Below are 25,017 nucleotides of genomic sequence, written 5' to 3' on the forward strand. Positions count from 1 at the left end.
AGATTAGTCTAACTGCGGACCCGCAGCGACCAGCTCGGCCCCTTCTGAAGTATCAGTATACTTATCGAAGTTATTAATGAAGCGCTCAGCCAGATCGATTGCTTTGCTCTCCCACTGCAGAGGATCAACGTAAGTATCACGTGGATCCAGAATGGCAGGATCAACGCCTGGTAGTGATGTTGGTACTTCCAGGTTAAAGATTGGGATATCTTTAGTTTCAGCCTGGTCGATAGACCCATCAAGAATGGCATCGATAATACCGCGAGTATCCTGAATCGAAATACGCTTACCCGTGCCGTTCCAACCGGTATTCACCAGATAGGCTTCTGCACCTGCCGCTTCCATACGCTTCACCAGTACTTCAGCATATTTGGTAGGGTGCAAGGTCAGGAACGCATTACCGAAACACGCCGAGAACGTTGGCGTTGGCTCAGTAATACCACGTTCAGTGCCGGCTAGTTTTGCGGTAAAGCCCGACAGGAAGTGGTACTTAGTTTGCTCTGGTGTCAGTTTTGATACCGGAGGGAGCACCCCGAATGCATCAGCAGACAAGAAGATCACCTTGTTTGCATGGCCACCTTTCGACACTGGCTTAACAATGTTTTCAATGTGGTAGATAGGGTAAGAAACACGGGTATTCTCAGTTTTCGAGTTGTCGTCAAAATCAATTGCACCGTCACCGCGAACGGTCACGTTTTCTAGCAGCGCATCACGACGGATGGCGTTATAGATATCGGGTTCCGCTTCTTTAGACAGGTTGATGGTTTTCGCATAGCAGCCGCCTTCAAAGTTGAAGACACCGTTATCGTCCCAGCCATGCTCATCATCACCAATCAGGGCACGTTTAGGATCGGTCGACAGGGTTGTTTTACCTGTACCGGATAGCCCGAAGAATACTGCCACATCACCGTTTTCGCCCATGTTGGCAGAGCAGTGCATCGATGCGATGTCTTTAAGGGGCAGGAAGTAGTTCATCATTGCGAACATACCTTTCTTCATCTCACCGCCGTACCAGGTACCGCCGATAAGCTGCATTTTTTCAGTCAGGTTAAAGACTGTGAAGTTTTCAGAGTTCAGACTATGCTCTTCCCACTTCTCATTGGTGCACTTCGCGCCGTTCATGACCACAAAATCAGGTTCAAAGCTTTCAAGCTCTTCTTCCGTCGGGCGGATGAACATGTTTTTCACGAAGTGAGCCTGCCAGGCAACTTCTGTGATAAAGCGAGTGCACAGGCGGGTATCTGGGTTGGCACCACAGTAACCGTCAACCACAAACAGGCGCTTGCCGGAAAGCTGGTTAGTTACCAGTGATTTAAGATCATCCCAGGCGTTCTGGTCGATCGCTTTGTTGTCGTTCTTACCTTGGTCTGCCCACCATAGGGTATCGCGGGTAGTATCATCTTTAACGATGAACTTATCTTTAGGCGAACGGCCGGTGAAAATACCGGTATCAACAGACACTGCGCCAAGCTCGGTTACGATACCTTTTTCATATCCTTCTAAGCTAGGCTTGGTTTCTTCTTCGAATAAAGCTTCGTACGAAGGGTTACGCACGATATCTGTAACATTATTGATACCGTATTTAGACAGATCCACGCTTTTTGCAACCTTTTTTTCGACGTTGATGACAGTCATAGGTGCTCCTTGGGTAAGATGATGTTTAACTGTTGACCATGCTAGCAACCCTAAAGGGCTAATTCAGGGATGTTTATCAAAAAATAACCACTGAAATGTTAAGCTTAAGTAAAAGTCTTAAAGCTTGTGTGGGTGGTAGTTTACAGTGATGTAAAACGTTTGCGCTAGTGGATGAGATTAATATTTCTCTAAAAAAAAGCCGGGGAAAGAGCATGAAAGAGAGTGTAACGGCGGGGGGTAAAGTGTGCTTCAGGTAAAAAAATAGCCGAAATGGATTCGGCTATTTTTCTATTTTCAGGTGTTTATACGGGATGAGAATTAATTAGTGTACTTGGCTGTTATCGCCTTCAGATGCACTCTCTAGTAGCGCAGCCACATCAATACTATCAAAGTCATAGCAGGTACCGCAGTAGTCGCAGTGCAGCGAGACTTTCCCTTTGTCGGCCAGGATATGCTCGATTTCAGCGCGGTCAATCGAGCAAATTGCAGAGGCACTGCGCTCTCGTGAACAACCGCAATGGAATTCAACCGGTTGAGGATCGAATAATTGTACTTCTTCCTGATGGTACAGGCGGAAAAGCACGTCTTGTGCTTCAAGGCCAAACAATTCTTCGTCTTTTACGGTGTCGGTGAGCTGTTCAAGGTGCTCAAAATCACCAGAGGTACCTTGGCCGTCAGGCAATACCTGAAGCAGCATACCCGCCGCTGTCGCTTTATTGGCAAACTCTCCCGTTCGTAACCAGATACGGGTTTTCAGTTGCTCTGAATTTGCGAAGTAACCTTCCAGGCAGTGTGCCAGGCTGTCGCCTTCCAAGCCCACGACGCCCTGGTAGCGTTCACCTTTCGTTGGGGTAATGGTGATCACCAGGTGGCCTTTACCCATCAGATCATGGATATTGCCTTCAGCAGGAACGTCGCCTTCCCAACGAGCCACACCACGTAGTTTCTGATCGTGATCACCGTTGATGACAGCGAGCTTTACCGGGCCGTCACCTTGCAGCTGTACCGTGATCGAACCTTCAAACTTCAGCGTTGCCGTAAGCAAGCTGGTTGCGACAAGCAGTTCGCCTAATAGCTTCTGCACGGGTGCCGGGTATTCCTTGCTGGAAATGATGTGTTGATATGTGTCGCCTAATTGGACGAGCTCACCACGTACAGATACACCTTCAAATAGGTAACGGTACAGATTATCGTTTGTCATTAGCTTGTCTTCTCCAGCAATTAGTTACTGCTCTTAAATTTAATTATATCGCGTCGTTGCTTTTTATCAGGGCGCTTATCAGGGCAGGGACTGTCAAAAGCATTAAGCTTGCGCATTTGTGCATGTTGCTCGCGTTGCTTAAGGCTGTCTGCCGTTTCCTTATATAAGGTTTGTGCTTCCGGCGCTCCCCGGCGTGCACTTGACAGCTTCTCAATGATGATCGTTTTTTCTTCGTTGCCCTGTCTTACTCTGACTTCAGCGCCGACTTCGACAATTTTACTTGGCTTGGAACGCTGGCCGTTGTAGTGCACTTTGCCACCATCGACCATGTTTCGGGCAATTGAGCGAGTTTTATAAAAACGCGCTGCCCATAGCCATTTATCAAGACGGACCTCAAGAGGGTCTGAATTCGATGATTGACGACTCACAACGGGCTCCTTACCCAAAATTGGGCGATAAAAATAGCATAATGCATTGACTGCGTCAGCAGCGGGTTAAGTCTAGTTAATGGTGTTATCGGGTCGAAATTTCAACATTAATAAGAGAATTAATTCCCGGATAGATCTAGTCTATTGATAGTAATTGTGTTTTTTACGTGATCTGGATGGCTATATTGAATGATTTCAGCCCTGCTCTACTGCCTTAATATCTTCAGAAAGAGTATTCTATGTGATCAGGTTGGCTAATCGCACGATATGCATTCTCAGGAATAATGGATTTAAGAATGGTTGCAACAAAGTGGTTTGGAGCACTTTACTCCAAGCGTCCGCTGTCGGCACAAACAGTGACACGAATAATGACGTGGCTATTGGTCGTGATGTTGGCATGGCTTCTGGGACGATTGGCGTGGTCATTTGTGAAGCCCGCGACAGATGTTACTCCCTGGCAGGCACAAGTGGCATCAGCTTCTGGTGGCAAGACATCGGCCTTTCCGCTCTCTGATGTACTGAGTATGAATTTATTCGGTCGCTATCAGCAAGATGCGCCGATCATAAAAAAAGAACCGGTTAAGCAAGATGCTCCGCAAACCAGGCTGAATTTAACCTTGGTGGGCGTGGTCGCGAGTTCGCGTCCTGAAACCAGCCTTGCGGTTATTACTAAAGGCGGTAAGCAAAATACTTATGGTCTTAACGAAGCCATTGAAGGAACGCGTGCAACCTTACAGGCGGTTTATGTTGATCGGGTGATTATCCGTAACAGTGGTCGTGATGAAACCCTGATGCTTGATGGGTTGAAGTTTTCAAAATCTCAGTCTCAATCCTCCAGCCGTCAACCGGCTCCAAGTCGTTCTTCTAAATCGCCGGCAACATCCCAATTGACTAAAATTAAGCAGGAGATACTCGACAAGCCGCAAACGTTGTTTAGCTATATTCGTTTGTCGCAAGTGAAGAAGGATGGCGAGTTAGTGGGCTACCGCGTTAACCCGGGTAAGGACCGTGTGTTATTTGATGCCGTTGGTCTTGTAGCAGATGATTTGGCGGTCAGCCTTAATGGCAATGATTTAACCGACCCAACCGTCATGGCTAAACTGTGGACGGAATTGTCCCAAGCGACTGACTTTACGTTAACGGTTGAGCGAGAAGGTCAATTACACGATATTTATATTGAATTGCAGTAGTGATTCGGCAGCGAACAAGCGATTAAGCGCAGGAGTTTTTTGTGAAAAAATGGATGGGTAAGAGCGCCCTGTGGTTGGCAAGTAGCTTGCTATGCAGCTCAGTGATGGCTAGTGACTTTAGTGCCAGCTTCAAAGGAACTGATATTCAGGAATTCATTAATATCGTCGGGCGTAATCTGGAGAAAACGATCATTGTCGATCCCGCGGTGCGTGGTCAGGTGAATGTGCGCAGTTACGACTTACTGAATGATGAGCAATATTACCAGTTTTTCCTCAATGTACTGGAAGTGTACGGCTTTGCTGTGGTCGAGATGGAAAACGGGATACTGAAAGTTATTCGTGACAAAGATGCGAAAATTTCTGCCATTCCTGTGATTGGTGCTGACGATAAGGTGACAGGCGATGTCGTGGTCACCCGGGTGATTGCTGTTCGCAATGTTTCTGTTCGTGAGCTTTCGCCATTGTTACGCCAGCTTAATGATAACGCCGGTGCAGGTAATGTGGTTCACTATGATCCTGCCAATATCATCATGATCACCGGCCGGGCAGCCGTGGTGAATCGACTCGCTGAAATCATTGAACGGGTTGACCGTGCCGGTGACAAAGAAGTTGTCGCGATCGAGTTGCGCAATGCGTCGGCGGCAGAAATGGTACGGATAGTTGATGCGCTGAACAAAACCACAAACGCCAAAAGTACACCGGCATTCCTGCAGCCAAAGCTGGTGGCCGATGAGCGTACCAATACGGTATTATTGTCTGGCGATCCGAAAGTGCGTGCCCGCCTGACCCGCCTGATCCGTCAGCTGGACAGAGAGATGGCGACATCAGGAAATAACCGTGTGGTATATCTGAAATATGCCAATGCGGAAGATCTGGTCGACGTGCTTAAGGGTGTGTCTGAAAATTTACAGGCTGAAAAACAAGGCGGCGGTAAAAAATCGGCTAGCAAATCAGAAGTCATGATATCGGCGCATGTTGATACCAATGCGCTGATCGTGACTGCCCCGCCTGATATTATGCGGGCACTGGAAAATATTATTGCCCAGCTGGATATTCGCCGTGCTCAGGTGCTGATTGAAGCGATGATTGTCGAGATTGCCGAAGGTGACGGTGTCAACCTCGGGGTGCAGTGGGGCTCACTGGATAATGGGGTGGTGCAGTTTGCCAATTCAGGACTTCCGATTTCCCAGTATGCGATCGGCCTCAAAGAAGCAGAGGATGTGGAAGGTACAACTGTCGTATCTGAAAGTGGAGTTGTAACTCAAAATCCAGATACGCAAGGTGACTACAGTACCCTGGCCAGTGCCCTCGGTGGTGTGAATGGTGCAATGTTGGGGGTGATGATGGGGGACTGGACCATGCTGGTTAATGCCGTTGCCACAGATACCAACTCCAATATTCTCTCTTCACCCAGTATTACCGTATTGGATAACGGTGAAGCCTCATTCATTGTGGGTGAAGAAGTTCCGGTGGTCACGGGCTCGACGTCAAGCTCCAGTAATGACAATCCATTTCAGACCGTTGAACGTAAAGAAGTGGGGATTAAGTTAAATGTTATCCCGCAGATCAATGAAGGCGATTCGGTACAGATGAAAATTGAACAGGAAGTATCCAGTGTGATCGGGGCGAACGGTGCTGTGGATGTCCGTTTTGCCAAGCGTCAGCTGAACACCTCCGTGCTGGTGCAAGATGGCCAGATGATCGTGCTGGGCGGCTTGATCGATACACAAACCAATGAAAGTGAATCGAAAATTCCGCTGTTAGGTGATATTCCGATATTGGGCCATCTGTTTAAGTCAACTAATACCACGACCACCAAAAGAAATCTGATGATATTTATTAAGCCGACGATTATCCGCGACGGTGTGACGGCTGATGGTATCACTCAGCGTAAATATAATTACATTCGTGCCGAACAGCTTTACAAGGCCGATCAGGGGCTGAAATTAATGCCCGATACCATGCCACCGGTCTTGCCTAAATTCGGTGATAATATTGAGCTGCCGGCTGAAGTGCGCGCCTTTGTTGCCCAGTTGGAGGATCTGTAATGGCTGCGGTTAACATGGAAGGCGACGTGCTCACCTTGTTCCGCTTGCCCTTTTCATTTGCCCGGCGTCACCGTGTGGTACTGGAAGCCGGCGAGCAAGGCTTGATACTGTTTTACAGTGGTCAGCTATCTGCGGTGGTGTTAGCGGAAGTGCGCCGTGTTGCCAGCGGAAGTTTTACCCCGGTTGAGCTGGCGGAGAAAGCGTTTGAGCTGAAATTAACCGAGGCTTATCAGCGGGATTCATCTGAAGCCCGTCAGCTGATGGAAGATTTGGGTTCAGACAATGATGATTTCTTCTCGCTGGCCGAAGAGTTGCCGGAAACCGAAGACTTGCTGGAATCAGAAGATGATGCACCGATCATTAAATTGATCAATGCCATGCTGGCTGAGGCTATCAAAGAAGCGGCTTCTGATATCCATATCGAAACCTTTGAAAAAATGCTGTCGATCCGTTTCCGGGTTGATGGTGTATTGAGGGAAGTGTTGCAGCCGAGCCGTAAGCTGGCCCCCTTGCTGGTATCGCGTATTAAGGTGATGGCCCGTCTTGACATTGCTGAAAAGCGTGTGCCGCAAGATGGTCGTATCTCACTGCGTATCGGTGGCCGGGCGGTGGATGTCCGTGTCTCAACCATGCCGTCGTCACACGGCGAGCGTGTGGTACTGCGTTTGCTCGATAAAAATGCAACCCGCCTTGATTTGCATAGTCTGGGGATGACAGCTGAGAACCATAAAACCTTCCGTCATATTATTCAGCGTCCACACGGTATTATCCTGGTTACCGGTCCGACCGGTTCCGGTAAATCCACCACCCTGTATGCGGGTTTGCAAGAGCTGAATAGTCAGGAAAGTAATATCTTAACGGTTGAGGATCCGATCGAGTTTGATATCAATGGTATTGGTCAGACTCAGGTTAACGCCAAAGTCGATATGACCTTCGCCAGAGGTTTGCGTGCTATTTTGCGTCAGGATCCGGATGTCGTGATGGTCGGTGAAATTCGAGATTTGGAAACGGCTTCTATAGCGGTTCAGGCCTCACTGACCGGGCACATGGTAATGTCGACCTTGCACACCAATACCGCGATCGGTGCGATCACCCGTTTACGCGATATGGGGATTGAACCTTTTCTTGTATCTTCTTCTTTGCTTGGGGTGTTGGCTCAGCGTCTGGTGCGTACCTTATGCACTGAATGTCGTCAGCCCTATGAAGCTGATGCCGAGCAGAAAAAGCTGTTCCAGCTGGGTGAGAATGATCCACTCACTTTATACCGTGCAGTGGGTTGTGAGCATTGCAATAACAAAGGCTATCGTGGCCGTACCGGTATTCATGAACTGTTATTGATCGATGACACAGTGCAGGAGCTGATCCACGCTGAAGCGGGTGAGCAGGCGATTGAAAAAGTCATTCGACAATACACGCCAAGTATCCGTGATGACGGCTTGCTCAAGGTCGAAAAAGGTATCACTACCCTTGAAGAAGTGATGCGAGTGACCAAGGAGGGCTAATGGCAGCATTCGAATACAAAGCGCTTGATGCTAAAGGTCGCCAGAAAAAGGGCGTACTGGAAGGGGATAATGCCCGTCAGGTACGTCAGCAACTGCGCGAACAAGGTTTCGTACCGGTAGAAGTGGTACAAACTCAGGGCCGAGAGAAAAAGCAGGCCGGTACCGGTTTTCAGTTTCGTCGTGGTATTAGCGCGAATGAACTGTCATTGATCACCCGTCAGCTGGCGACGCTTGTTCAGGCTGGCATGCCTCTGGAAGAATGTATAAAAGCCGTCGCAGAGCAAAGTGAAAAGCCGCGGCTGAAAAATATGTTGCTGGCGGTGCGTTCTCGGGTGGTTGAAGGATATACCCTGTCAGACAGCATGGCGGAGTATTCCCATGTGTTTGATCAGCTATTTCGTGCCATGGTGGCGGCGGGTGAAAAATCAGGTCACTTAGAGACCGTGCTCAATCGCCTGGCGGATTATACTGAAAACCGCCAGCAGATGCGCAGCAAGCTACAGCAGGCGATGATCTATCCGACCATGCTGACTCTGGTGGCTGTTTTGGTGGTGGCGTTTTTGCTGGCAACTGTGGTGCCTAAGATTGTTGATCAGTTTGTCCAGATGGGGCAGCAATTACCAATGGTTACCGAAATCCTGCTGGCAGCCAGTAACTTTGTGCAGAATTGGGGCATAGTGATCGTGATAGTCATTGTTTCGATTATCGCACTGATTAAAAGCGCGCTGAAAAAGCCTGACTTTAGAATGAGATGGGATCGCTGGGTATTACGGATACCGGTGATTGGTAAAGTGGCCCGCGGGCTGAATACCTCACGTTTTGCCCGTACCCTGTCAATTTGTACTTCCAGTGCCATTCCGTTACTGGATGGGATGAAAGTTGCCTCTGATGTAATGACCAATACCTGGGTCAATAAGCAAATTTTAGAAGCGGCAGATAAAGTGCGTGAAGGCTCGAGTCTTCGTGTCTCTTTAGATAAAACCAAACTGTTCCCGCCAATGATGCTGCACATGATCGCCAGTGGTGAACGCAGCGGTGAGTTGGAGCAGATGTTAACCCGAGCGGCTGATAATCAGGATCGGGATTTTGAATCTCAGGTCAATATGGCGCTGGGTATTTTTGAACCACTATTGATTGTATTTATGGCAGGCATTGTCATGTTTATCGTGATTGCCACCTTAATGCCGATCATTGCCTTAAATGACATGGTAGGCATGTAGTTTTTCCTTTGGAGGTTTTTTCAATGCAACGCAAACAACGCGGCTTTACGCTGCTAGAAGTCATGGTCGTTATTGTTATCTTAGGTGTGTTGGCGAGCTTAGTCGTGCCAAACCTGTTGAGAAACAAAGAAAAAGCCGATCAGCAAAAAGTCGTCACTGACATCAGTGCACTAGAGCAGTCTCTGGATATGTATAAGCTGGATAACAGCGTTTACCCGTCAACTGATCAGGGGTTGGATGCACTGGTGTCGAAGCCATCATCAACGCCTGAACCTCGTAATTATCCTAACGGTGGTTACATCAAACGTCTGCCTAAAGACCCTTGGGGTTATGAATATAACTATGTCATACCCGGAGAGCATGGTGCGATAGATATCTTCAGCCTGGGGGCCGATGGCCAAGAAGGCGGTGAGGATGTTAATACCGATATTGGTAACTGGAACATGCTGGACTTCTAAGTCCAGGATTAAATAACCATGAATAAACGTGCAGCGGGTTTTACTTTAATTGAGATTTTGTTGGTACTGGTGCTGCTGGCAACCAGTGCTGTGGCCGTTATTATGACACTGCCGGAAAGCAAAGAAGACAAGGTAAAAGAAGAGGCTGCACGTTTTCATCACCTGGTTCAGTTACTGGGTGAAGATGCCCTGCTCAATGGCGTTGATTACGGGATCCGTATTGAGCGCCATAGTTATCAGTTTCTTGAGCTAACCAGTAAAGACTGGCAGCCGATCGCCCAGTCCCGTTTTTTCACTGACGTTGAAGTCGGCGACGATATCGACTTGAGAGTCGAAATGGGTGGCTATTCCTGGCAAGACAAAGATCGTCTATTCAAACCAGGCTCTCTGTTCGATGAAGACTTGTTTGCTGAACAAACTGATAAAGACAAGATTAAACCGCCGCAAATTGTGGTGATGGCCAGTGGTGAATACACCCCGTTTACCCTGGCATTTGAAGTGGATGGTGTAAACCAGTTCTGGCGTATCCAGGCTGATGAATTGGGACAGCTCTTTTTACTCCGCCCTAGTGACGAGCTAAAAACAGGGAAAACACGATGAAGCGTAATCGCGGGATGACCCTGTTAGAAGTGCTGGTGGCTTTGGCGGTGTTTGCCACGGCGGCGCTCAGTGTTATGAAAGCGGTAAGTCAGCATTTAAACACTCTGGGCTACTTAGAGCAGAAAACCTTTGCCGTTATGGTGGCAGATAACGAGTTGGCGAAGATCCGCCTGTCGGGACAGATCCCTGCTTCTGAGAAGCGCGGCAAGTCTGAGCTGGCCGGACGCGAATGGTACTGGAGCATTAAAAATACTAAAACGGCAGACGGTTTTTTAAGAGCGCTGGATGCCACGGTGGCAACGGATGCTGAGAGGAAACAAACGGTGGTCACGGTCAGAACTTATGTTGCGAATTAATAGCCGCCGTCCCTTGAACCGACGTACTGGTACGCAGCAAGGGGGCTTTACCTTATTAGAAGTCTTGGTGGCCATTGCGGTATTCGCCATGCTGAGCTTGTCGGCCTATCAGGTACTGAGCGGGGTACAACTGAGTGATCAGCTGTCTCGTGAACATAATGAACGACTGAAGTCGATTCAACGAGCCATGGTTATGATGGATAACGATTTCCGTCAGATCGTGGCGCGCAGGGTGCGCAATCAGGGTGAAGAACCTTCAGAGAAGCTGTTGCTGTCAGGTGAGTACCTGCTTGATTCAGAAAGCCAGGGCATCATATTTACTCGTGCCGGCTGGCAGAACCCGCAGCAGATGTTTCCGCGGGGTGAAAATGTCCGGGTTGGTTATCGGATCATAGAAGACAGACTGGAGCGGATGTGGTTCCGCTACCCTGATACGGTGGTGGGTACAGAGCCTTTAATACGCGAAACCTTAGCGGATGTTACCCAGCTCTCTTTCCGTTATTACAGCGAAAAAAAATGGGTCGATGAGTGGTCGAAAGACGCCGCGTTACCTGAAGGCATTATGGTCAAAATGACCCTGGCTGATTTTGGCGACATTGAGCGCGTTTACCTGTTACCGGTATCAGGGCTCAGTACGGTTGGGCAGGAGGACAACAGTTAATGAAACAACAAAAAGGCGTTGCGCTGATCGTTGTCTTGTTGCTATTAGCCTTGATGACTCTGCTCGCTGTACAAATGACCGAACGATTACATATTAACTTCTACCGGGTTGAGAACCAGGTGCTGAATCAGCAGGCTTACTGGTATGCCCAGGGAATGGAAGAGCTGGCAAAGGTGGCGATTAAGCAAGGTATCGATGACAGTGATACCGTTAACCTGAGCCAGGCATGGGCAACCAAAGGGCAACGTTACCCTTTAGATAACGGTGAAGCGATTGGCGACATTGTTGATCGCCAGGCCTGTTTTAACCTCAATGCATTAAGTGGTGTAAAACCAGAAGCGGATCGAACCAAGAAGCCGTTTTTAGTGAGCTATCTGCAATCACTGCTGGAAGAGGTTGGCGTCGAGAGCTATGAGGCTGAAGTCGTTGCAGATTCCAGCTGGGAATTCGTCGATCCGGATGATGTCGTACAGTCGTCGTTTGGTGCTGAAGACAGCACTTATGAAGGTTTTCTCCCGCCTTATTTACCCCCGAATGACTGGCTGGCAGATGTCAGTGAGTTTCGCGCCATAAATGGTGTCACCGGCCAGATTTACAATAAAGCCAAGCACCTGCTTTGTGCACTGCCAAGCGCAGATATGGTGCTGAACGTGAATACCATTGATGAGAAGCAGGCCGCCCTGCTAGTGGGTTTATTTACCCCGGCGTTATCATTATCAGATGCCGAGACGTTAATTGCTGCTCGTCCCTATGATGGCTGGCAAAGTGTTGATGATTTTAAGAACGAGCCGACGATCAGCCGGATTGATGCCGCAACCATAAAGCGTGCTGAAAGTCACTTGGCGGTGAGCAGCAATTATTTTCAATTAGATACAGAAGTATTGGTCGATCGAGCCAGGCTTAGGTTAGTTGCATTACTTAAACGTGATGCTCAAGAAGAGGTGACAGTGATTCGTCGCCGTTATGGAGGGATCAGTGAGCGAATTTCTGACAATAAGGCTAAGTAGCCGGCGTGAACAGCCGGTGCAATGGCTGGTCTGGTCGCCACAGCAAAACGAAGTCATTGCATCAGGCCAGTTGGCCGATATGACGCAATTGAATGAATTGGCTGAGTATGCGGCGCAGCGTCCGGTTATTGCGCTTGTTCCTGCCAGTGAGCTGCTGTTAACTCAGGTTGTTATTCCTGCCGGCAGCGGGCGTCAGTTGGCAGCAGTTTTACCCTACCTGTTAGAAGAAGAGCTGGCACAGGATGTTGATTCACTGCATGTGCATCTGATAAAGCGTCAAGGTGATATTGCCAATGTCGCTATTATCGAACACAAAAAAATTGAGCAATGGCTGAGTGAGTTAGCCCAGGCGGGCATGGAAGTGAAAAAGCTGGTGCCAGACTGTTTGTGTCTGCCACTATACGGTGATGGTTATAGTGCTGCTGAACTTGAGCGGCAATGGTTGGTCCGTCAGTCTGAAGCTGAGGGTATTTGTGCGGAGCCGTCATGGCTGGCTAGCTGGTTGCTGGCACAAAAAGCGCCGATTGCTACCGATGTCGTTGAGAGCGAAGAGCAAGAGACTGAGGAAGAGGCAGGAGCTGAAGAAGCAGACGGTTCCCCGGTATTAACCATTCATCACTTTACGCCGGCACCAGAGAATATGCCGGGTAAATGGCAACCTGAACCCCCTGAGCTGGTCATGCAGTTGCTCGCAGAAGGTGCTGAAAGCAGTAAAGTTAACCTGTTGTCCGGGCCATATAAACCACAATCGGCATGGCGAAAACATCTGAAACCATGGCGTAAGGTGGCGATTGCTGCGGGATTGGTATTGACGACTGTCGTCGTTGAACACTTTGTGTCAGTGCAAAGGCTGGAACTGCAGGCGCAGGCTTATCGGGCTGAAAGCGAGCGTATTTTCCGTCAGGTGTTACCTGAATTTAAACGTATTCCTTCACAAAGTTACCTTAAAAACCAGATGAACAGTGCGATCGCCCGTCTTGGTGGCGGTGGCAGTGATCAGGGGTTACTACCGTGGCTGCTGCAACTTAAACCGGTGCTGAGTAAGGTGCCGCAAATGACGATTCTGAATATGAAGTATGATCAGAATCGTGGTGAATTACGTCTTCAGGCAAGTGCCGCAGAATTTCAGCATTTCGAGCAACTGCGCACCTTACTGGCGAAGGAATTTGAGGTGGAGCAAGGCCAGTTGAATAAAGAAGGAAATCAGGTTAATGGTGCCGTGGTATTAAGGAGAAAATCATGAACGCGTGGTGGAAAGCCTTAAGTCTGCGCGAGCAACGTCTGGTGTTGGGTGGTGCCGGTGCATTAGTTCTTGCGGTTATTTACTGGGGATTGTGGCAGCCATTGGCGAACCGGGCAGAAATGGCACAAACACGTATTCAGGCTGAGCGTCAGTTACTTAGCTGGGTGGAAGGAAAAGCCGAGCAGATAGTCCGCCTGAAAGGTGCATCCGGCTCGGCAGTGGCAGTTAGCAATAAAGGTCTTAACCAGGTTGTTAATGAAACCACTAACCGTTTCCGTATTGAGCTTATTCGTATGCAGCCTCGCAGCGAGGCAGTACAAGTGTGGGTTAAACCTTTATCATTTAATACATTAGTCAACTGGCTCTCTTTTTTACGCGAAGAGCATGGTATCGAAGCGCAGTTTCTGGATGTTTCTAAAACAGATGCAAATGGTATGGTCGAAGTGAACCGCCTACAGCTTGGGCGAGGATAAACGTGAAGTTTAAATTAGCATTAGGTACCACCTTTGGTGCCGTCTTAATCGGTAGCTTAATTGCCCATGTTCCGGCCAGCTGGTTATGGCAGCAGATGCCGCCAGTTAAAGGATTAATGGTTGCGGGGATCAGTGGTACGCCCTGGCAGGGAGTGGCATCACAAGTCAGATGGCAAGAGCAGAATCTGGGGCGAGTGCAGTGGGACATGAGCCTGGCTGCTCTGCTGACAGGTAAAGCTTCATTTGCCGTGCGTTTCGGGAAGGGCAGCGATCTGGCGTTCGATGGTCGGGGGACGGTGGGTTACGGCACATCCGGTGCATTTGCGGAAAATTTACTGGTATCGGTACCGGCTCAGAATATCCTGAAATATGCTCGTGCACCTATTCCGGCAACGGTGACAGGTAATCTTGAACTGACCGTTCGTGATTATCAGTATCAGGCTCCTTATTGTTCCGCGTTAGATGGCTCACTGGCGTGGACATCCGCCAATATTCGTTCTCCCCTGGGCGAGATCAATCCCGGCCCTGTTATTGCGGATCTGGGCTGCGAACAAGGTCAACTGACAGCGCAGGCAAGCCAATCTTCAGCAGATATATCCAGCGACTGGCAAGCATCGTTAGCGGTCAACCAGAGCTACAGCTTAAATGGCTGGTTTAAGCCCGGCGCTGAATTTCCGCCTCAATTAGGCCAGCAATTAAAGTGGTTAGGTAACCCCGATAGTAAAGGACGTTACAAAATAGCCTATAGCGGGCGCTTATAATAATCGTACCGAGATCGGCTGACATTTTAACAAGGTTAAAGGTTTCCAAAGAAATTACTTTATTTCACCCGGCTATTGCCCTTAAATAGCCATACTATGGTGATACAGGAAAACGGCATGGCGGCTGGCAAAAACAAACCCGAAATCTTATCGACCGAAGTTGTGGCCCAATCACAACTGTTTAAAATCGAGTCTCTTGGCTTACGTTTTTCCAATGGCGTTGAACGTACTTATGAGCGGATGAAACCCAGCAATCATCATGCTGTGTTGGTCGTGCCTGTTACTGCTGACGGTGATTTGTTGCTGATCAGAGAATATTCTGCAGGGACTGATCGCTATGAGCTTGGCTTCCCCAAAGGCCTGATCGATGCCGGAGAGAGCGCTGAGCAGGCAGCCAATCGGGAGCTGAAAGAAGAAATTGGCTTTGGTGCGAAACAATTACAGCTTCTTAAGGAAGTGGTCCTGGCTCCTTCTTATTTTTCCAGCCGGATGACCTTGTTCTTAGCACAAGATTTGTATTCGGAGCAGCTGGAAGGTGATGAACCGGAGCCATTAGAAATTGTTCGCTGGCCTGTCAATCAGGGCGAAGAGCTGATCAGCCATCTCGACTTTGCTGAAGCCCGAAGTATCACGGCACTTTTCCTCGCGTTAAAGCAACTTTCAAACTAGGAGCGAGTTATGGAGTTATCGAATCTTTTACCATCGGTGATTGATATTGCTCGTGAGTCTGGGCAAGTGATCCTCGATATTTACCAGTGTGGCCAGTTTGAAAAGGAAATTAAACAAGATAATACGCCTGTGACCAGCGCTGATTTAGCGGCACATAAACTGGTGGTGGCGCGATTAACTGAACTGACTCCTGATATTCCGGTGTTATCAGAAGAAGATGCAGAAGTACCCCTGTCAGAGCGCAGTCAATGGCAGCGTTACTGGCTGGTGGATCCGCTGGATGGCACCCAGGAATTTATTGCTGGTAGCGGTGATTTCGCGACGATCATTGCTTTAGTCGAAGGTAACACGCCAATTATGGGCGTAGTATATGCGCCGGTTTCTGGTGTGGTTTATTATGCTTACCGCAGTCAAGGCGCCTGGAAGATCACCCCCGAAGGTGAAACGGTACGTATCGCGACGCATACGCATGAGTTGCCAACACAATCGATAGCGGTTGCGATCAGCCGTCGCCAGGATGTTCGGACGATTACGGAACGTCTTGATCCTTCATTGAATTATGAGTTGGTCCCATTGGGATCGGCCGCGTTGAAATCGTGCCTGGTAGCAGAAGGCGCGGTAGACTGTTATTTACGCTTAGGCCCAACCGGTGAGTGGGATACTGCGGCGACGCAATGCATTGTTGAAGAAGCGGGCGGGCGTATTCTCAATACGCATCTTGATCCCCTGTCATACAATGAGCGTGACACGCTGGAAAACCCTAATTTTATTGCCTTAGGGGATATATCGCTTCCTTGGGCGACGATTTTGACGCCAGATAATCGCTTGCTGGATGAGAAGTGATTGCTTAGATAAGTGTTAAACCACGATTGAACGAAAACGGAGCCTGCTGGCTCCGTTTTTATTTGGCTAAAACCCAAACCGTCAAAACAAGCGGTTTAATCCATTCAGTGCCGCAACACGGTAGGCTTCAGCCATTGTCGGATAGTTAAAGGTGGTATTGACAAAGTAATCGATCGTATTGCCTTCACCCTTTTGCTCCATGATCGCCTGGCCGATATGGATGATCTCCGCAGCACGTTCGCCAAAGCAGTGGATCCCCAAGATCTCTTTGGTTTCACGATGGAACAGGATCTTCAGGCTTCCCACATCGGTACCGGCGATTTGAGCGCGGGCGAGATGTTTGAACTGCGAACGGCCGACTTCGTAAGGGACTTTTTCTGCCGTCAGCTGTTGCTCGGTTTTACCGACGGAGCTGATTTCCGGGATGGTATAAATGCCGGTCGGAATATGATCGATCAGGCTGCCTTGTGCCTCTCCGGTGGTAATGGCTTGTGCTACAAAACGCCCCTGATCATAGGCCGCACTGGCAAGGCTCGGGTAACCAATCACATCACCTACTGCATAGATATGATCAACCTCGGTGCAGTAGTTTTTATTGACTGCGAGCTGGCCTCGGGAATCTGGGGTCAGACCGACGGTAGCCAGGTTCAGCTTATCGGTATTACCGGTTCGGCCATTGGCATACAGCAGGCAATCAGCACGCATTTTTTTACCTGATTCAAGATGCAGTATGACGCCATCTTCAGTTCCTTCAATTGTCTTGAAGGTCTCTCCATTGCGAATCATCGCACCGCTGTTCCACAAATGGTATGACAGCGAATCGGAAATCTCGTTATCTAAAAACTCCAGCAAGCGATCGCGGGTATTGATCAGATCGACTTTAACCCCTAAGCCACGGAAAATAGAAGCATACTCACTGCCAATGACACCTGCGCCATAAATAATAATATGGCGAGGATCATGCTGGAGCTGCAAGATAGAATCACTATCGTAAATACGCGGGTGATTGAAATTCACACCATCCGGGCGATATGGTCGAGAGCCGGTTGCAATGACGAATTTATCGGCACTGTAAGTCTCAGTACTGCCGTCACGATTTTTGACCCGGACGGTGTGACTATCAATAAAACGGGCCTCACCAAAGATGATGCTGCATTGGTTGCGATCGTAAAACCCTTGGCGCATTCGGGTTTGTTTGTTTATCACAACCTGAGCATGGCCTAAGATTTGACTAAACGTACTATGCAAGCTGGAATTATTTTTGCAATACAGTGGGTTCTGGTTGTATTCAATGATACGGCTGACAGCATGACGTAATGCTTTGGATGGAATTGTGCCCCAGTGGGTGCACCCGCCGCCAACACTTTCTTCCCGCTCGATAATCGCAACATTCAATCCGGCTTTGGTAAGCCCCATGGCCGCCCCTTCTCCACCTGGCCCGCTGCCAATAATGATGGCATCAAAGTGGAGTGATTTTTTATTCTTCGTCATTGGTTGGCCTTTTATTATCATCAGTGCAACATTACCATAGCTACAGTTTAACTTTTTCCCGTGTTTGGTAGAATCAGAGGTACGCGATAGCTAGGTGATGATCACGTTGTTCACTGGAAATTGAGTGAAAATTCGCCACTGGCAAGCTTATTACGCTGTTTCAGGCTTTAATTCTCTGGTGAGTGACTTTGTGAGCCGGTAGTTAAAATTCACAATTACTGCTTTGATTCAGCTTCTATCAGGATTTACTATGCTCTGATGGATATGGAAAATGGCGATTCACGCTGAAGCGATAGATAAAACAGCGTATAGTTGCAAAAAAGATCATAGAGAAGCAGTAGATTCATGGGGATCAGGGCTCAACAAAAAGAAAAAACCCGCCGCTCACTTATCGATGCTGCATTTAGTCAGTTAAGTGCAGATCGCAGTTTTTCCAGCCTCAGCTTACGTGAAGTTGCACGTGAAGCTGGTATTGCACCGACATCTTTTTATCGCCATTTTAAAGATATGGATGAATTAGGGCTGACTATGGTGGATGAAGGTGGTTTGATCCTCCGTCAGCTCATGCGACAGGCGCGACAGCGCATTGCTGAAGAAGGCAGCGTAATTCGTACTTCTGTTGAAACATTTATGGAATTCATTGAAAGCAGCCCGAACGTCTTCAGGTTGTTATTGCGTGAACGTTCCGGTACATCGACGGCGTTTCGTGCCGCAGTTGCCCGTGAGATCCAGCACTTTGTTGCCGAGTTGAGCGAGTATCTGGAAGCCAAAACGGGCGTTACTTATGAAGAGGCCTACATTCAGGCTGAGGCATCAGTGACGCTGGTATTCAGTTCCGGGGCGGATGCGCTGGATCTTGACACTCATGCTCGTGCTGAGCATGCTGAAAGATTGATATTGCAATTAAGAATGATTGCTAAAGGTGCCTATTGGTACCGTAAAGAGCGTGAGCGTCGTGAGCTCAGGCAGAAACTATAACCTTATTGTGTTGGTGGAAGGATATGGACAAGGAACAAGTAAAATCGGAACGTAAGACATTGATTCTTTCTTTGTTAGCGGGCTTATGTGGTAATGCAACGTTAGCCGTATTTACGTCTAGCCATGTGGCATTTTCAGTCTTCCCTATTATCGCATTTGGTATGGCAGTGTACTGCCTGTATCAAGAGTACCTGAGTAAGCCGCTGGCTGAAGGGACACCGGCAATTGCATTCGCCTGTTTTCTGGTAGGTGGATTTGCTTATTCAGCCTTCTTACGTGCTCAACTGCCAGATATGGGGTCAAACTTCCTGCCGCTTATGATTGCCCTGGCTCTGTTGTTCTGGGTGGCTTACAAAATGGGTATTATGAATAAATCAGAGAAGTCAAAGGAAGCATAATTTTCTGATTTCATATAAAAAAGGCGCTATTAAGCGCCTTTTTTGTTGCCTTGATTTACGGCTAAATCAGCTTGTAGGCAAACGCTGCCAGGTATTACTTACGTTCAAGAAATACACCGGCTTCCATATGATGGGTATACGGGAACTGATCGAATAGCGAAAAACGGGTAATACGGTGAGTCTGAGATAAAATATCCAGATTCTCTTTTAATGTATCAGGGTTACATGAGATATACATGATGCGCTCATATCCCTGCACCATACGACAAGTGCCTTCATCCATGCCAGAGCGTGGTGGATCAACAAAAATAGTATTGCAGTTATAGCTTTGCAGATCGACGTTCTGATCTTTTAAGCGGCGGAATTCACGTTTACCTTCCATCGCATCGGTAAAGTCTTCTGCAGACATTCGGATAATTTGTACATTCTCAATATCATTCACGGCGATATTGTACTGCGCTGAATCTACCGATGGTTTGGCAAGCTCTGTTGCCAGAACACGATCGAAATTCTTAGCCAGTGCTAAAGAGAAATTACCGTTACCACAATAGAGTTCCAGCAAATCACCTTCACTGTCCTGAGTACAATCAACCGCCCATTCCAGCATCTTCTGGGCGACTTCGCCATTTGGCTGGGTAAAGCTGTTTTCGACTTGCTTGTAGGTCAGGCTCTGATCAAAGACATTCAGCTTCTCAATCACAAAATCACGATCGATGATGATTTTCATCTTACGGGCGCGGCCAATGATATTCAGGTTAAAGCCTTCATCATTAAGACGCTGTTTCAGTGCTTTTGCTTCTGCTTCCCATGCTTCATCTAACTGGCGGTGATAGAGCAGCGATACCAGAATTTCACCGCTAAGCGTTGAGAGGAAATCCACCTGGAATAGTTTATGACGTAGCGTATGACTTGGCTTCAGTGCTTCAATAAGCAGTGGCATTAAATCGTTGATCAAACGACTTGCTGCAGGGAACTGATCAACACGATATTTTTCACGTGTTTCCTGGTTGAACATGACGTAGTAGAGATCTTCGCCTTCATGCCATACTCGGAACTCTGCGCGCATACGGTAATGCTCGGCAGGAGAGGCGAACACCTCAAGCTCGGGAGTTTCAAAATCTTCAAAGATGTTTTGAATACGCTCTGCTTTTTCATCCAGTTGCTGTTGATAATCAGCGGTGTTAATTGCTGTGGATGCCATTAGTGTGCCTCAAACTGCTCAAAATAAGAGCGCAGATTCTATTGTATTGGTGACCGATGTCCAGTGTTGTCCCTGATAAAAGTGTAGTTGGAACCAATTATTGATCAGCAATCGCAAACAAAAGCTGGACATGAAGCACATTGATAACTAGCATTTGCGGTGCGCTGGTTTGCTAAATATAGCCAGGGAACACGGTGAGATTCCGTGACTGACGCGCAGCGGTAATAGAGAACGAAAGCACACGGACGTAAGTTCCAAACACTGCTTCTTAGCATTGCGCAATGCAATCAACCGGAAGTGGGAAGTTGTGCCTTAGGTGGTTGTTCAACCATGCTCTTAAGTCCGAAGACCGTCCAGCGTATCAAGCAATAATTGCTGAGCAATAAACGCGACTTAAGGTATCCCCAAAATGAAAAAAACGCTTCTAGCAGTGGCATTAGCACCGCTGTGCCTTCAATCTTATGCTTTTGCAGCAGAAACTTCTCCTGATGAAGTCATGGTGGTTACGGCTAACCGCTTTGAACAGCCAGTCAAAAATGTTATCGCCCCAATTTCGATCGTGACTAAAGAAGAGATCGATGCCATTCAGGCGAAATCTCTGGCTGAAGTATTACGTCGTCTTCCTGGTGTGCAAGTTGTTTCGGCTGGTTATGGCCAATCAACAGAAGTCTATGTTCGTGGTACGAGCTCTCGACACTTATTGGTGATGATCAATGGTGTGCGGATTGGCAGTGCCACTCTGGGAAGTGCTGATTTCAGTCAGATCCCGCTAACGGGGATTGAACGTATTGAGTTTATTCGTGGCTCTCGTGCGGCACTGTATGGTTCCGATGCTATCGGCGGTGTTCTGAATATTATTACTGCTTATCAGCCTGGAGAAACAGTGGCTGAACTGACTGTTGGTGGTGGTAGCGATGGTTATTACCAGGCAGGAGGTTCTGTTGCTGGGGGAATTGGTGATTCTGGCTGGGGGAAAGTGGCACTGAAAAGTGAAGGTGGAGATGGTTTCTCTGCTCGAAAAGAACCGTTTGAGCAAGATGATGATGGTTTTGAGAATAAGAACATTGTCGCCGAGATTGGGACGCATGTTGGCAATAACTGGAAGCTAAGCCTGCAAGGTTATTATCATGATGGTGATAGTGACTATGACAGTAATGATTTCTCCGGCAATATCATTCCGAACTCACAAACAGAGAATTCACTTTATAATGTTGCGGCTAAAGCGGGTTACTCAAAATCTGACTTGATCAGTGAGTTAACGATTGCGCAGAATCAGGATGAGGCACGTGACTATAGCGATATCAGCGACGGCGATACGATCAAAACAGATCGTACAGTTATTAACTGGCAAAACCATTATCAGTTAAATAACGCAGTTGAGTTCGGCGGCGGTGTTGAGTGGTATCGAGACTCTGTTTCGAGTACCGGTACAAACTATGCTGAGGACGAACGTGATAACGTTGCGCTTTACCTGACCTCGATTTACCGGGTCAATGATTGGCAGGTTGAAGGTAGTGTGCGTACCGATGATAACGATAGTTATGGTACCAATAATACCTGGCAACTCGCAGCGGCTTATAACATCACGTCAGAATTGCAGTTATCTGCTAACGCAGGAACCGGTTTTAAAGCGCCAACATTTAATGATCTCTACTGGCCTGGTGCCGGTAACCCGGACTTAGAGCCTGAAGAGTCAAAGAACTATGAAGTTTCTCTAACTGGCGCTCATCAGATTTTGGATTGGCGGGCAACAGCTTATCAGTCAGATATTGATAAGTTAATTGCATGGGCACCTGAAGATGCAAGTGATCCATTTAGTAACTGGATCCCAATGAATGTGAATGAAGCTGAAATTAAAGGGCTTGAATTAACGGCAGGTTTTGCCACAGGTCTGCTGTACCATGATCTGAGCTACGACTACCTGGATACTGAAGACAAAAAGACAAACAAACAGTTGGCGCGTCGTTCAGAACACAGCGCCAAATGGAATGTTTCCTATCTGGCGGAACAGTGGCAGCTCGATGTCAGTGCCTTGTATAAAGGTAAGAGCTATGACGATGTAGCAAATACGAAAGAGCTTGATGCTTATACTCTAGTAGATGTCGCGGCGAGTTATTTTGTTACTGATAACCTGGCTGTTCGTGGACGAATTGCGAACCTGTTTGATGAAGATTATGTAGCAAAAGATACTTACAATGTTCAGGAGCGTAGCTACTACGCCACAATGACATACCAGTTCTAATCAACTAAGAGAAGGCCACCATCAGGTGGCTTTCTTTATTGAGGCGTTATGAATCCAATCAAAGTTATTGTCAGCTGGTCTTCCGGCAAAGACTCCACGTTAACCCTCATAAAACTGCTCAATGACCCAGCCTACGAGGTGGTTGGTTTATATACCACTTATCTTGAAGATGAAGTGCCTTTCCAGGCAACACCGATTGAGGTGGTTAAGCAGCAAGCCCGGCTAACAGGATTACCGTTAGTCACTATTGTGCTACCCGAAGTATTTCCCGCCAATGACGTTTACCAGTCGTTAGTTATTGAAGGATTAAAAACAAGCGGGTTAGAGGTGGAAGCCGTCGCGTTTGGCGATATGTTCTGTAACGGCATTGCCGATTACCGTCGTAGCTATATTGAACCCGCAGGCTGGCAATGTGTATTTCCATTACTCGGGCGGGACAGCAAAGAGCTGGCGCAAGAGATCATTGAGTGCGGGATCAAAACGCTGGTGACAACAATTGATACCAGTCAACTTGATGGCTGTTACTGTGGCGAGTGGTATACGGCTGAATTTATTGCGGGTTTACCTGATGGTGTTGATCCCTGCGGTGAAGAAGGTGAATTTCATACCCTGGTAGTGAAAGCACCGTGCTTTTCCGGTGAGCTGGCTATCTGCAAGACGGAATGTGAGCGACAGGAAAGGTTCCATTATCAGAGATACCAGTTACTCTAATAATCACCTCATTATCAGGAGATGTTTTTTATCTGGTGCAGAACGCAGTATGATAAGCGCCCTGATAATAACTTCTGGTCTGTGGTGAATAGTGAAAAGAGTACTTGTTTTTGATTCTGGTGTTGGCGGATTATCGGTTTATCAGGAAATACATGCTCTTTTACCACAAGTTCAATATGTCTATGCTTTTGATAATGCAGCTTTTCCTTATGGGGAGTTAGCTGAAGATGTGTTAATCCAACGCACTCATCATATCGTTTCTCTGTTAGTCGCTCGTCATGATATCGATTTAGTCGTTATTGCTTGTAATACCGCGAGCACTATCGTTCTACCTTCGCTACGTGAATCATTATCCATACCTGTTGTTGGTGTGGTGCCCGCGATAAAACCAGCAGCCGCAATCAGTAAAAAGAAAGTGATTGGTTTACTGGCCACACCTGCAACCGTTAAGCGTACTTATACTCATGATCTTGTTCAGCAATTTGCCTGTGATTGTGACGTTCTGATGATTGGTTCAACACGATTAGTTGAAATGGCAGAAGAAAAGCTACGTGGCCAAAGCGTGTCGTTAGAAGAGCTCGGTAAGATTTTACAACCATGGCAAGGTAAAGTTGACAGTATCGTTCTAGGTTGTACTCACTTTCCCATTATAAAAGAAGATATTGCATTAGCCTTCAAGTCGTCTGTACAAATTGTTGATTCAGGAAAGGCAATTGCCAACCGAGTTAAATTGTTACTCGGTGAGTGTGTTGAGACCTGTGAGATGATTGAAAACCTTACATATAACAGTGCCGCGACAAAAGATGCAGCGGCACTAAATTACAGTTTAGGAAAAATGCAGTTAGGGATTATTCAATCTCTTCATCTTCCAAACTTTTAGGTTCATTGGCTTCACGAATCTTTAAAGTTCGCTGACCATACTCTTTATTATTGAGATTGCGGATAGCGGTATCCGCATCCTGACTATTCATTACAACAAAGCCAAACCCCCTACGTTTACCGGTACGCTTATCTTTCATCAAACGCACGGCAAACACTTCACCATGTTCGGCAAAAAGGTTTTTCACATCATTTTCGTTTGCACGATAAGGTAGGTTGCCTACATAGATGGTTTTGCTGCTCTGGGATGAATCTATTGAATCTTTAAATGATGGCTGTGAATCTGGCATAAAATGTATAGCCAGGCCTGTAATGATTACGCCAATAGCAAATGCTACCGCTGGTGGAACGGATACGAAGTTAAAAACTAGAGTACCGATAATGGCAATAGCTATTACCGTCATTATTGTTTGATTGGAAAATTTCATATTTAAAACTACATCGTCATAAAGGGTAAGAGAGAATGCGTGATTGGTTATTTTAACAACAAGGTCACATTGATATTACTTTCATTGACTTGTAATTACCAGTTAGTGAATGTGACGGTCCTCTAATGTTGTAATTACAAGCTATAAGTTCACATTAGATGAAATAATCATCAAGCGAAGTTTTTTTTGAAAAAAAACGCTTGTCAGAGTGATCGAAGTCTCTATAATGCGGCCTCACTGACACGGAGCGCGGCAACTTAAGCCGGTAACCAGTCAGTATGTTCTTTAACAATTTGACCATGCAATCTGTGTGGGCACTCGTGAAATGATTCGTCGAAAGATTTATCAATGAACTGAGTGACCTTAATCATCGCAAGATGACACAGTCAATTTA

General features: G+C 47.4%; 25 protein-coding genes and 1 riboswitch. Of the genes, 19 read left to right on the top strand and 6 right to left on the bottom strand.

The genetic code is table 11. The features are described from left to right. Window positions 1-3: 3 nt before the first annotated feature. The 3 genes from pckA to hslR all read right to left on the bottom strand — a co-directional run bounded on the left by pckA (window position 4) and on the right by hslR (window position 3,264). The gene (gene pckA / locus L4D76_RS14205) at window positions 4-1,635 is read right to left on the bottom strand and encodes a phosphoenolpyruvate carboxykinase (ATP) (RefSeq protein ID WP_428441545.1); all 1,632 of its coding nucleotides are present in this window, start codon (window positions 1,633-1,635) and stop codon (window positions 4-6) included. A 322-nt stretch (window positions 1,636-1,957) separates the two neighbouring features. Beyond that, the gene (gene hslO / locus L4D76_RS14210) at window positions 1,958-2,836 is read right to left on the bottom strand and encodes an Hsp33 family molecular chaperone HslO (protein WP_428441546.1); all 879 of its coding nucleotides are present in this window, start codon (window positions 2,834-2,836) and stop codon (window positions 1,958-1,960) included. Window positions 2,837-2,856: 20 nt separating this feature from the next. Further along, complete coding sequence (gene hslR, locus L4D76_RS14215) at window positions 2,857-3,264, bottom strand: ribosome-associated heat shock protein Hsp15 (RefSeq protein ID WP_428441547.1); 408 nt, start codon at window positions 3,262-3,264, stop codon at window positions 2,857-2,859. Between the two features lie 296 nt (window positions 3,265-3,560). Between hslR and gspC the strand changes: the two genes are divergently transcribed. The 14 genes from gspC (at window position 3,561) to cysQ (ending at window position 16,295) form a co-directional block, all read left to right on the top strand. Continuing rightward, a complete protein-coding gene (gene gspC, locus L4D76_RS14220) occupies window positions 3,561-4,454 on the top strand; it encodes a type II secretion system protein GspC (protein ID WP_428441548.1) in 894 nt (297 codons plus the stop codon). A 41-nt stretch (window positions 4,455-4,495) separates the two neighbouring features. After that, a complete protein-coding gene (gene gspD / locus L4D76_RS14225) occupies window positions 4,496-6,502 on the top strand; it encodes a type II secretion system secretin GspD (protein WP_428441549.1) in 2,007 nt (668 codons plus the stop codon). Further along, window positions 6,502-8,004 (top strand): type II secretion system ATPase GspE, encoded by a 1,503-nt coding sequence (gspE, locus tag L4D76_RS14230; RefSeq protein WP_428441550.1) that lies wholly within the window; start codon window positions 6,502-6,504, stop codon window positions 8,002-8,004. The genes gspD and gspE overlap by 1 nt, the downstream gene beginning before the upstream one ends. Next, the gene (gene gspF / locus L4D76_RS14235; RefSeq protein ID WP_428441551.1) at window positions 8,004-9,224 is read left to right on the top strand and encodes a type II secretion system inner membrane protein GspF; all 1,221 of its coding nucleotides are present in this window, start codon (window positions 8,004-8,006) and stop codon (window positions 9,222-9,224) included. Before gspE ends, gspF begins: the two co-directional genes overlap by 1 nt. 23 nt (window positions 9,225-9,247) lie before the next feature. Beyond that, window positions 9,248-9,682 (top strand): type II secretion system major pseudopilin GspG, encoded by a 435-nt coding sequence (gene gspG, locus L4D76_RS14240; protein WP_428441552.1) that lies wholly within the window; start codon window positions 9,248-9,250, stop codon window positions 9,680-9,682. An 18-nt stretch (window positions 9,683-9,700) separates the two neighbouring features. Next, the gene (gene gspH, locus L4D76_RS14245) at window positions 9,701-10,282 is read left to right on the top strand and encodes a type II secretion system minor pseudopilin GspH (protein WP_428441553.1); all 582 of its coding nucleotides are present in this window, start codon (window positions 9,701-9,703) and stop codon (window positions 10,280-10,282) included. Further along, window positions 10,279-10,638: a type II secretion system minor pseudopilin GspI gene (gspI, locus tag L4D76_RS14250; protein WP_428441554.1), complete on the top strand. Its 360-nt coding sequence runs from the start codon at window positions 10,279-10,281 to the stop codon at window positions 10,636-10,638. Before gspH ends, gspI begins: the two co-directional genes overlap by 4 nt. Then, window positions 10,625-11,299 carry a type II secretion system minor pseudopilin GspJ gene (gene gspJ, locus L4D76_RS14255; RefSeq protein WP_428441555.1) on the top strand — a complete coding sequence of 225 codons (675 nt, stop codon included), beginning with the start codon at window positions 10,625-10,627 and terminating at the stop codon, window positions 11,297-11,299. Before gspI ends, gspJ begins: the two co-directional genes overlap by 14 nt. Next, window positions 11,299-12,306, top strand: a complete 1,008-nt coding sequence (gene gspK, locus L4D76_RS14260) for a type II secretion system minor pseudopilin GspK (RefSeq protein ID WP_428441556.1) — start codon at window positions 11,299-11,301, stop codon at window positions 12,304-12,306. The genes gspJ and gspK overlap by 1 nt, the downstream gene beginning before the upstream one ends. Continuing rightward, a complete protein-coding gene (gene gspL / locus L4D76_RS14265; RefSeq protein ID WP_428441557.1) occupies window positions 12,275-13,549 on the top strand; it encodes a type II secretion system protein GspL in 1,275 nt (424 codons plus the stop codon). The genes gspK and gspL overlap by 32 nt, the downstream gene beginning before the upstream one ends. Then, on the top strand, window positions 13,546-14,022 hold the full coding sequence (locus tag L4D76_RS14270) for a type II secretion system protein M (RefSeq protein WP_428441558.1): 477 nt from the start codon (window positions 13,546-13,548) through the stop codon (window positions 14,020-14,022). Before gspL ends, L4D76_RS14270 begins: the two co-directional genes overlap by 4 nt. 2 nt (window positions 14,023-14,024) lie before the next feature. Beyond that, window positions 14,025-14,783: a type II secretion system protein N gene (locus L4D76_RS14275; protein ID WP_428441559.1), complete on the top strand. Its 759-nt coding sequence runs from the start codon at window positions 14,025-14,027 to the stop codon at window positions 14,781-14,783. Between the two features lie 117 nt (window positions 14,784-14,900). Beyond that, on the top strand, window positions 14,901-15,452 hold the full coding sequence (gene nudE, locus L4D76_RS14280; protein ID WP_428441560.1) for an ADP compounds hydrolase NudE: 552 nt from the start codon (window positions 14,901-14,903) through the stop codon (window positions 15,450-15,452). Between the two features lie 9 nt (window positions 15,453-15,461). After that, complete coding sequence (cysQ, locus tag L4D76_RS14285) at window positions 15,462-16,295, top strand: 3'(2'),5'-bisphosphate nucleotidase CysQ (RefSeq protein WP_428441561.1); 834 nt, start codon at window positions 15,462-15,464, stop codon at window positions 16,293-16,295. Window positions 16,296-16,376: 81 nt separating this feature from the next. Here cysQ and sthA read toward each other — a convergent pair whose 3' ends face one another. Beyond that, window positions 16,377-17,786, bottom strand: a complete 1,410-nt coding sequence (sthA, locus tag L4D76_RS14290) for a Si-specific NAD(P)(+) transhydrogenase (protein ID WP_428441562.1) — start codon at window positions 17,784-17,786, stop codon at window positions 16,377-16,379. A gap of 345 nt (window positions 17,787-18,131) precedes the next feature. Between sthA and fabR the strand changes: the two genes are divergently transcribed. Both fabR and L4D76_RS14300 read left to right on the top strand, forming a co-directional pair. Then, on the top strand, window positions 18,132-18,764 hold the full coding sequence (gene fabR / locus L4D76_RS14295; RefSeq protein WP_428441563.1) for an HTH-type transcriptional repressor FabR: 633 nt from the start codon (window positions 18,132-18,134) through the stop codon (window positions 18,762-18,764). 23 nt (window positions 18,765-18,787) lie between these two features. Beyond that, complete coding sequence (locus tag L4D76_RS14300) at window positions 18,788-19,162, top strand: YijD family membrane protein (protein WP_428441564.1); 375 nt, start codon at window positions 18,788-18,790, stop codon at window positions 19,160-19,162. Window positions 19,163-19,256: 94 nt separating this feature from the next. Here L4D76_RS14300 and trmA read toward each other — a convergent pair whose 3' ends face one another. After that, window positions 19,257-20,363 carry a tRNA (uridine(54)-C5)-methyltransferase TrmA gene (gene trmA, locus L4D76_RS14305; protein WP_428441565.1) on the bottom strand — a complete coding sequence of 369 codons (1,107 nt, stop codon included), beginning with the start codon at window positions 20,361-20,363 and terminating at the stop codon, window positions 19,257-19,259. 148 nt (window positions 20,364-20,511) lie between these two features. Next, a riboswitch (cobalamin riboswitch) is annotated at window positions 20,512-20,735 on the top strand. 37 nt (window positions 20,736-20,772) lie between these two features. On the opposite strand from trmA, the gene L4D76_RS14310 reads away from it, so the two are divergent. The 3 genes from L4D76_RS14310 to murI all read left to right on the top strand — a co-directional run bounded on the left by L4D76_RS14310 (window position 20,773) and on the right by murI (window position 24,196). Next, window positions 20,773-22,605, top strand: coding sequence for a TonB-dependent receptor domain-containing protein (locus tag L4D76_RS14310; protein WP_428441566.1), 1,833 nt, complete (start codon window positions 20,773-20,775; stop codon window positions 22,603-22,605). Between the two features lie 48 nt (window positions 22,606-22,653). Beyond that, on the top strand, window positions 22,654-23,316 hold the full coding sequence (locus tag L4D76_RS14315) for a Dph6-related ATP pyrophosphatase (RefSeq protein WP_428441567.1): 663 nt from the start codon (window positions 22,654-22,656) through the stop codon (window positions 23,314-23,316). An 88-nt stretch (window positions 23,317-23,404) separates the two neighbouring features. After that, window positions 23,405-24,196: a glutamate racemase gene (gene murI / locus L4D76_RS14320; protein ID WP_428441573.1), complete on the top strand. Its 792-nt coding sequence runs from the start codon at window positions 23,405-23,407 to the stop codon at window positions 24,194-24,196. Here murI and L4D76_RS14325 read toward each other — a convergent pair. Then, window positions 24,165-24,623, bottom strand: coding sequence for an RNA recognition motif domain-containing protein (locus tag L4D76_RS14325; protein ID WP_428441568.1), 459 nt, complete (start codon window positions 24,621-24,623; stop codon window positions 24,165-24,167). The two genes, murI and L4D76_RS14325, sit on opposite strands and share 32 nt — an antisense overlap. Between the last annotated feature and the right edge of the window lie 394 nt (window positions 24,624-25,017).

This window comes from Photobacterium sagamiensis, assembly GCF_050337085.1.
GTDB classification, from domain to species: Bacteria; Pseudomonadota; Gammaproteobacteria; order Enterobacterales; family Vibrionaceae; genus Photobacterium; species Photobacterium sagamiensis.

What these genes read in the sequence shown, in the direction of transcription:
- pckA (WP_428441545.1), bottom strand. Translation starts at nt 1,635, where the DNA reads ATGACTGTCATCAACGTCGAAAAAAAGGTTGCAAAAAGCGTGGATCTG.
- hslO (WP_428441546.1), bottom strand. Translation starts at nt 2,836, where the DNA reads ATGACAAACGATAATCTGTACCGTTACCTATTTGAAGGTGTATCTGTA.
- gspC (WP_428441548.1), top strand. Translation starts at nt 3,561, where the DNA reads ATGGTTGCAACAAAGTGGTTTGGAGCACTTTACTCCAAGCGTCCGCTG.
- gspE (WP_428441550.1), top strand. Translation starts at nt 6,502, where the DNA reads ATGGCTGCGGTTAACATGGAAGGCGACGTGCTCACCTTGTTCCGCTTG.
- gspF (WP_428441551.1), top strand. Translation starts at nt 8,004, where the DNA reads ATGGCAGCATTCGAATACAAAGCGCTTGATGCTAAAGGTCGCCAGAAA.
- gspG (WP_428441552.1), top strand. Translation starts at nt 9,248, where the DNA reads ATGCAACGCAAACAACGCGGCTTTACGCTGCTAGAAGTCATGGTCGTT.
- gspH (WP_428441553.1), top strand. Translation starts at nt 9,701, where the DNA reads ATGAATAAACGTGCAGCGGGTTTTACTTTAATTGAGATTTTGTTGGTA.
- gspI (WP_428441554.1), top strand. Translation starts at nt 10,279, where the DNA reads ATGAAGCGTAATCGCGGGATGACCCTGTTAGAAGTGCTGGTGGCTTTG.
- gspJ (WP_428441555.1), top strand. Translation starts at nt 10,625, where the DNA reads ATGTTGCGAATTAATAGCCGCCGTCCCTTGAACCGACGTACTGGTACG.
- gspK (WP_428441556.1), top strand. Translation starts at nt 11,299, where the DNA reads ATGAAACAACAAAAAGGCGTTGCGCTGATCGTTGTCTTGTTGCTATTA.
- L4D76_RS14270 (WP_428441558.1), top strand. Translation starts at nt 13,546, where the DNA reads ATGAACGCGTGGTGGAAAGCCTTAAGTCTGCGCGAGCAACGTCTGGTG.
- nudE (WP_428441560.1), top strand. Translation starts at nt 14,901, where the DNA reads ATGGCGGCTGGCAAAAACAAACCCGAAATCTTATCGACCGAAGTTGTG.
- cysQ (WP_428441561.1), top strand. Translation starts at nt 15,462, where the DNA reads ATGGAGTTATCGAATCTTTTACCATCGGTGATTGATATTGCTCGTGAG.
- sthA (WP_428441562.1), bottom strand. Translation starts at nt 17,786, where the DNA reads ATGACGAAGAATAAAAAATCACTCCACTTTGATGCCATCATTATTGGC.
- fabR (WP_428441563.1), top strand. Translation starts at nt 18,132, where the DNA reads ATGGGGATCAGGGCTCAACAAAAAGAAAAAACCCGCCGCTCACTTATC.
- L4D76_RS14300 (WP_428441564.1), top strand. Translation starts at nt 18,788, where the DNA reads ATGGACAAGGAACAAGTAAAATCGGAACGTAAGACATTGATTCTTTCT.
- trmA (WP_428441565.1), bottom strand. Translation starts at nt 20,363, where the DNA reads ATGGCATCCACAGCAATTAACACCGCTGATTATCAACAGCAACTGGAT.
- L4D76_RS14310 (WP_428441566.1), top strand. Translation starts at nt 20,773, where the DNA reads ATGAAAAAAACGCTTCTAGCAGTGGCATTAGCACCGCTGTGCCTTCAA.
- L4D76_RS14315 (WP_428441567.1), top strand. Translation starts at nt 22,654, where the DNA reads ATGAATCCAATCAAAGTTATTGTCAGCTGGTCTTCCGGCAAAGACTCC.
- L4D76_RS14325 (WP_428441568.1), bottom strand. Translation starts at nt 24,623, where the DNA reads ATGAAATTTTCCAATCAAACAATAATGACGGTAATAGCTATTGCCATT.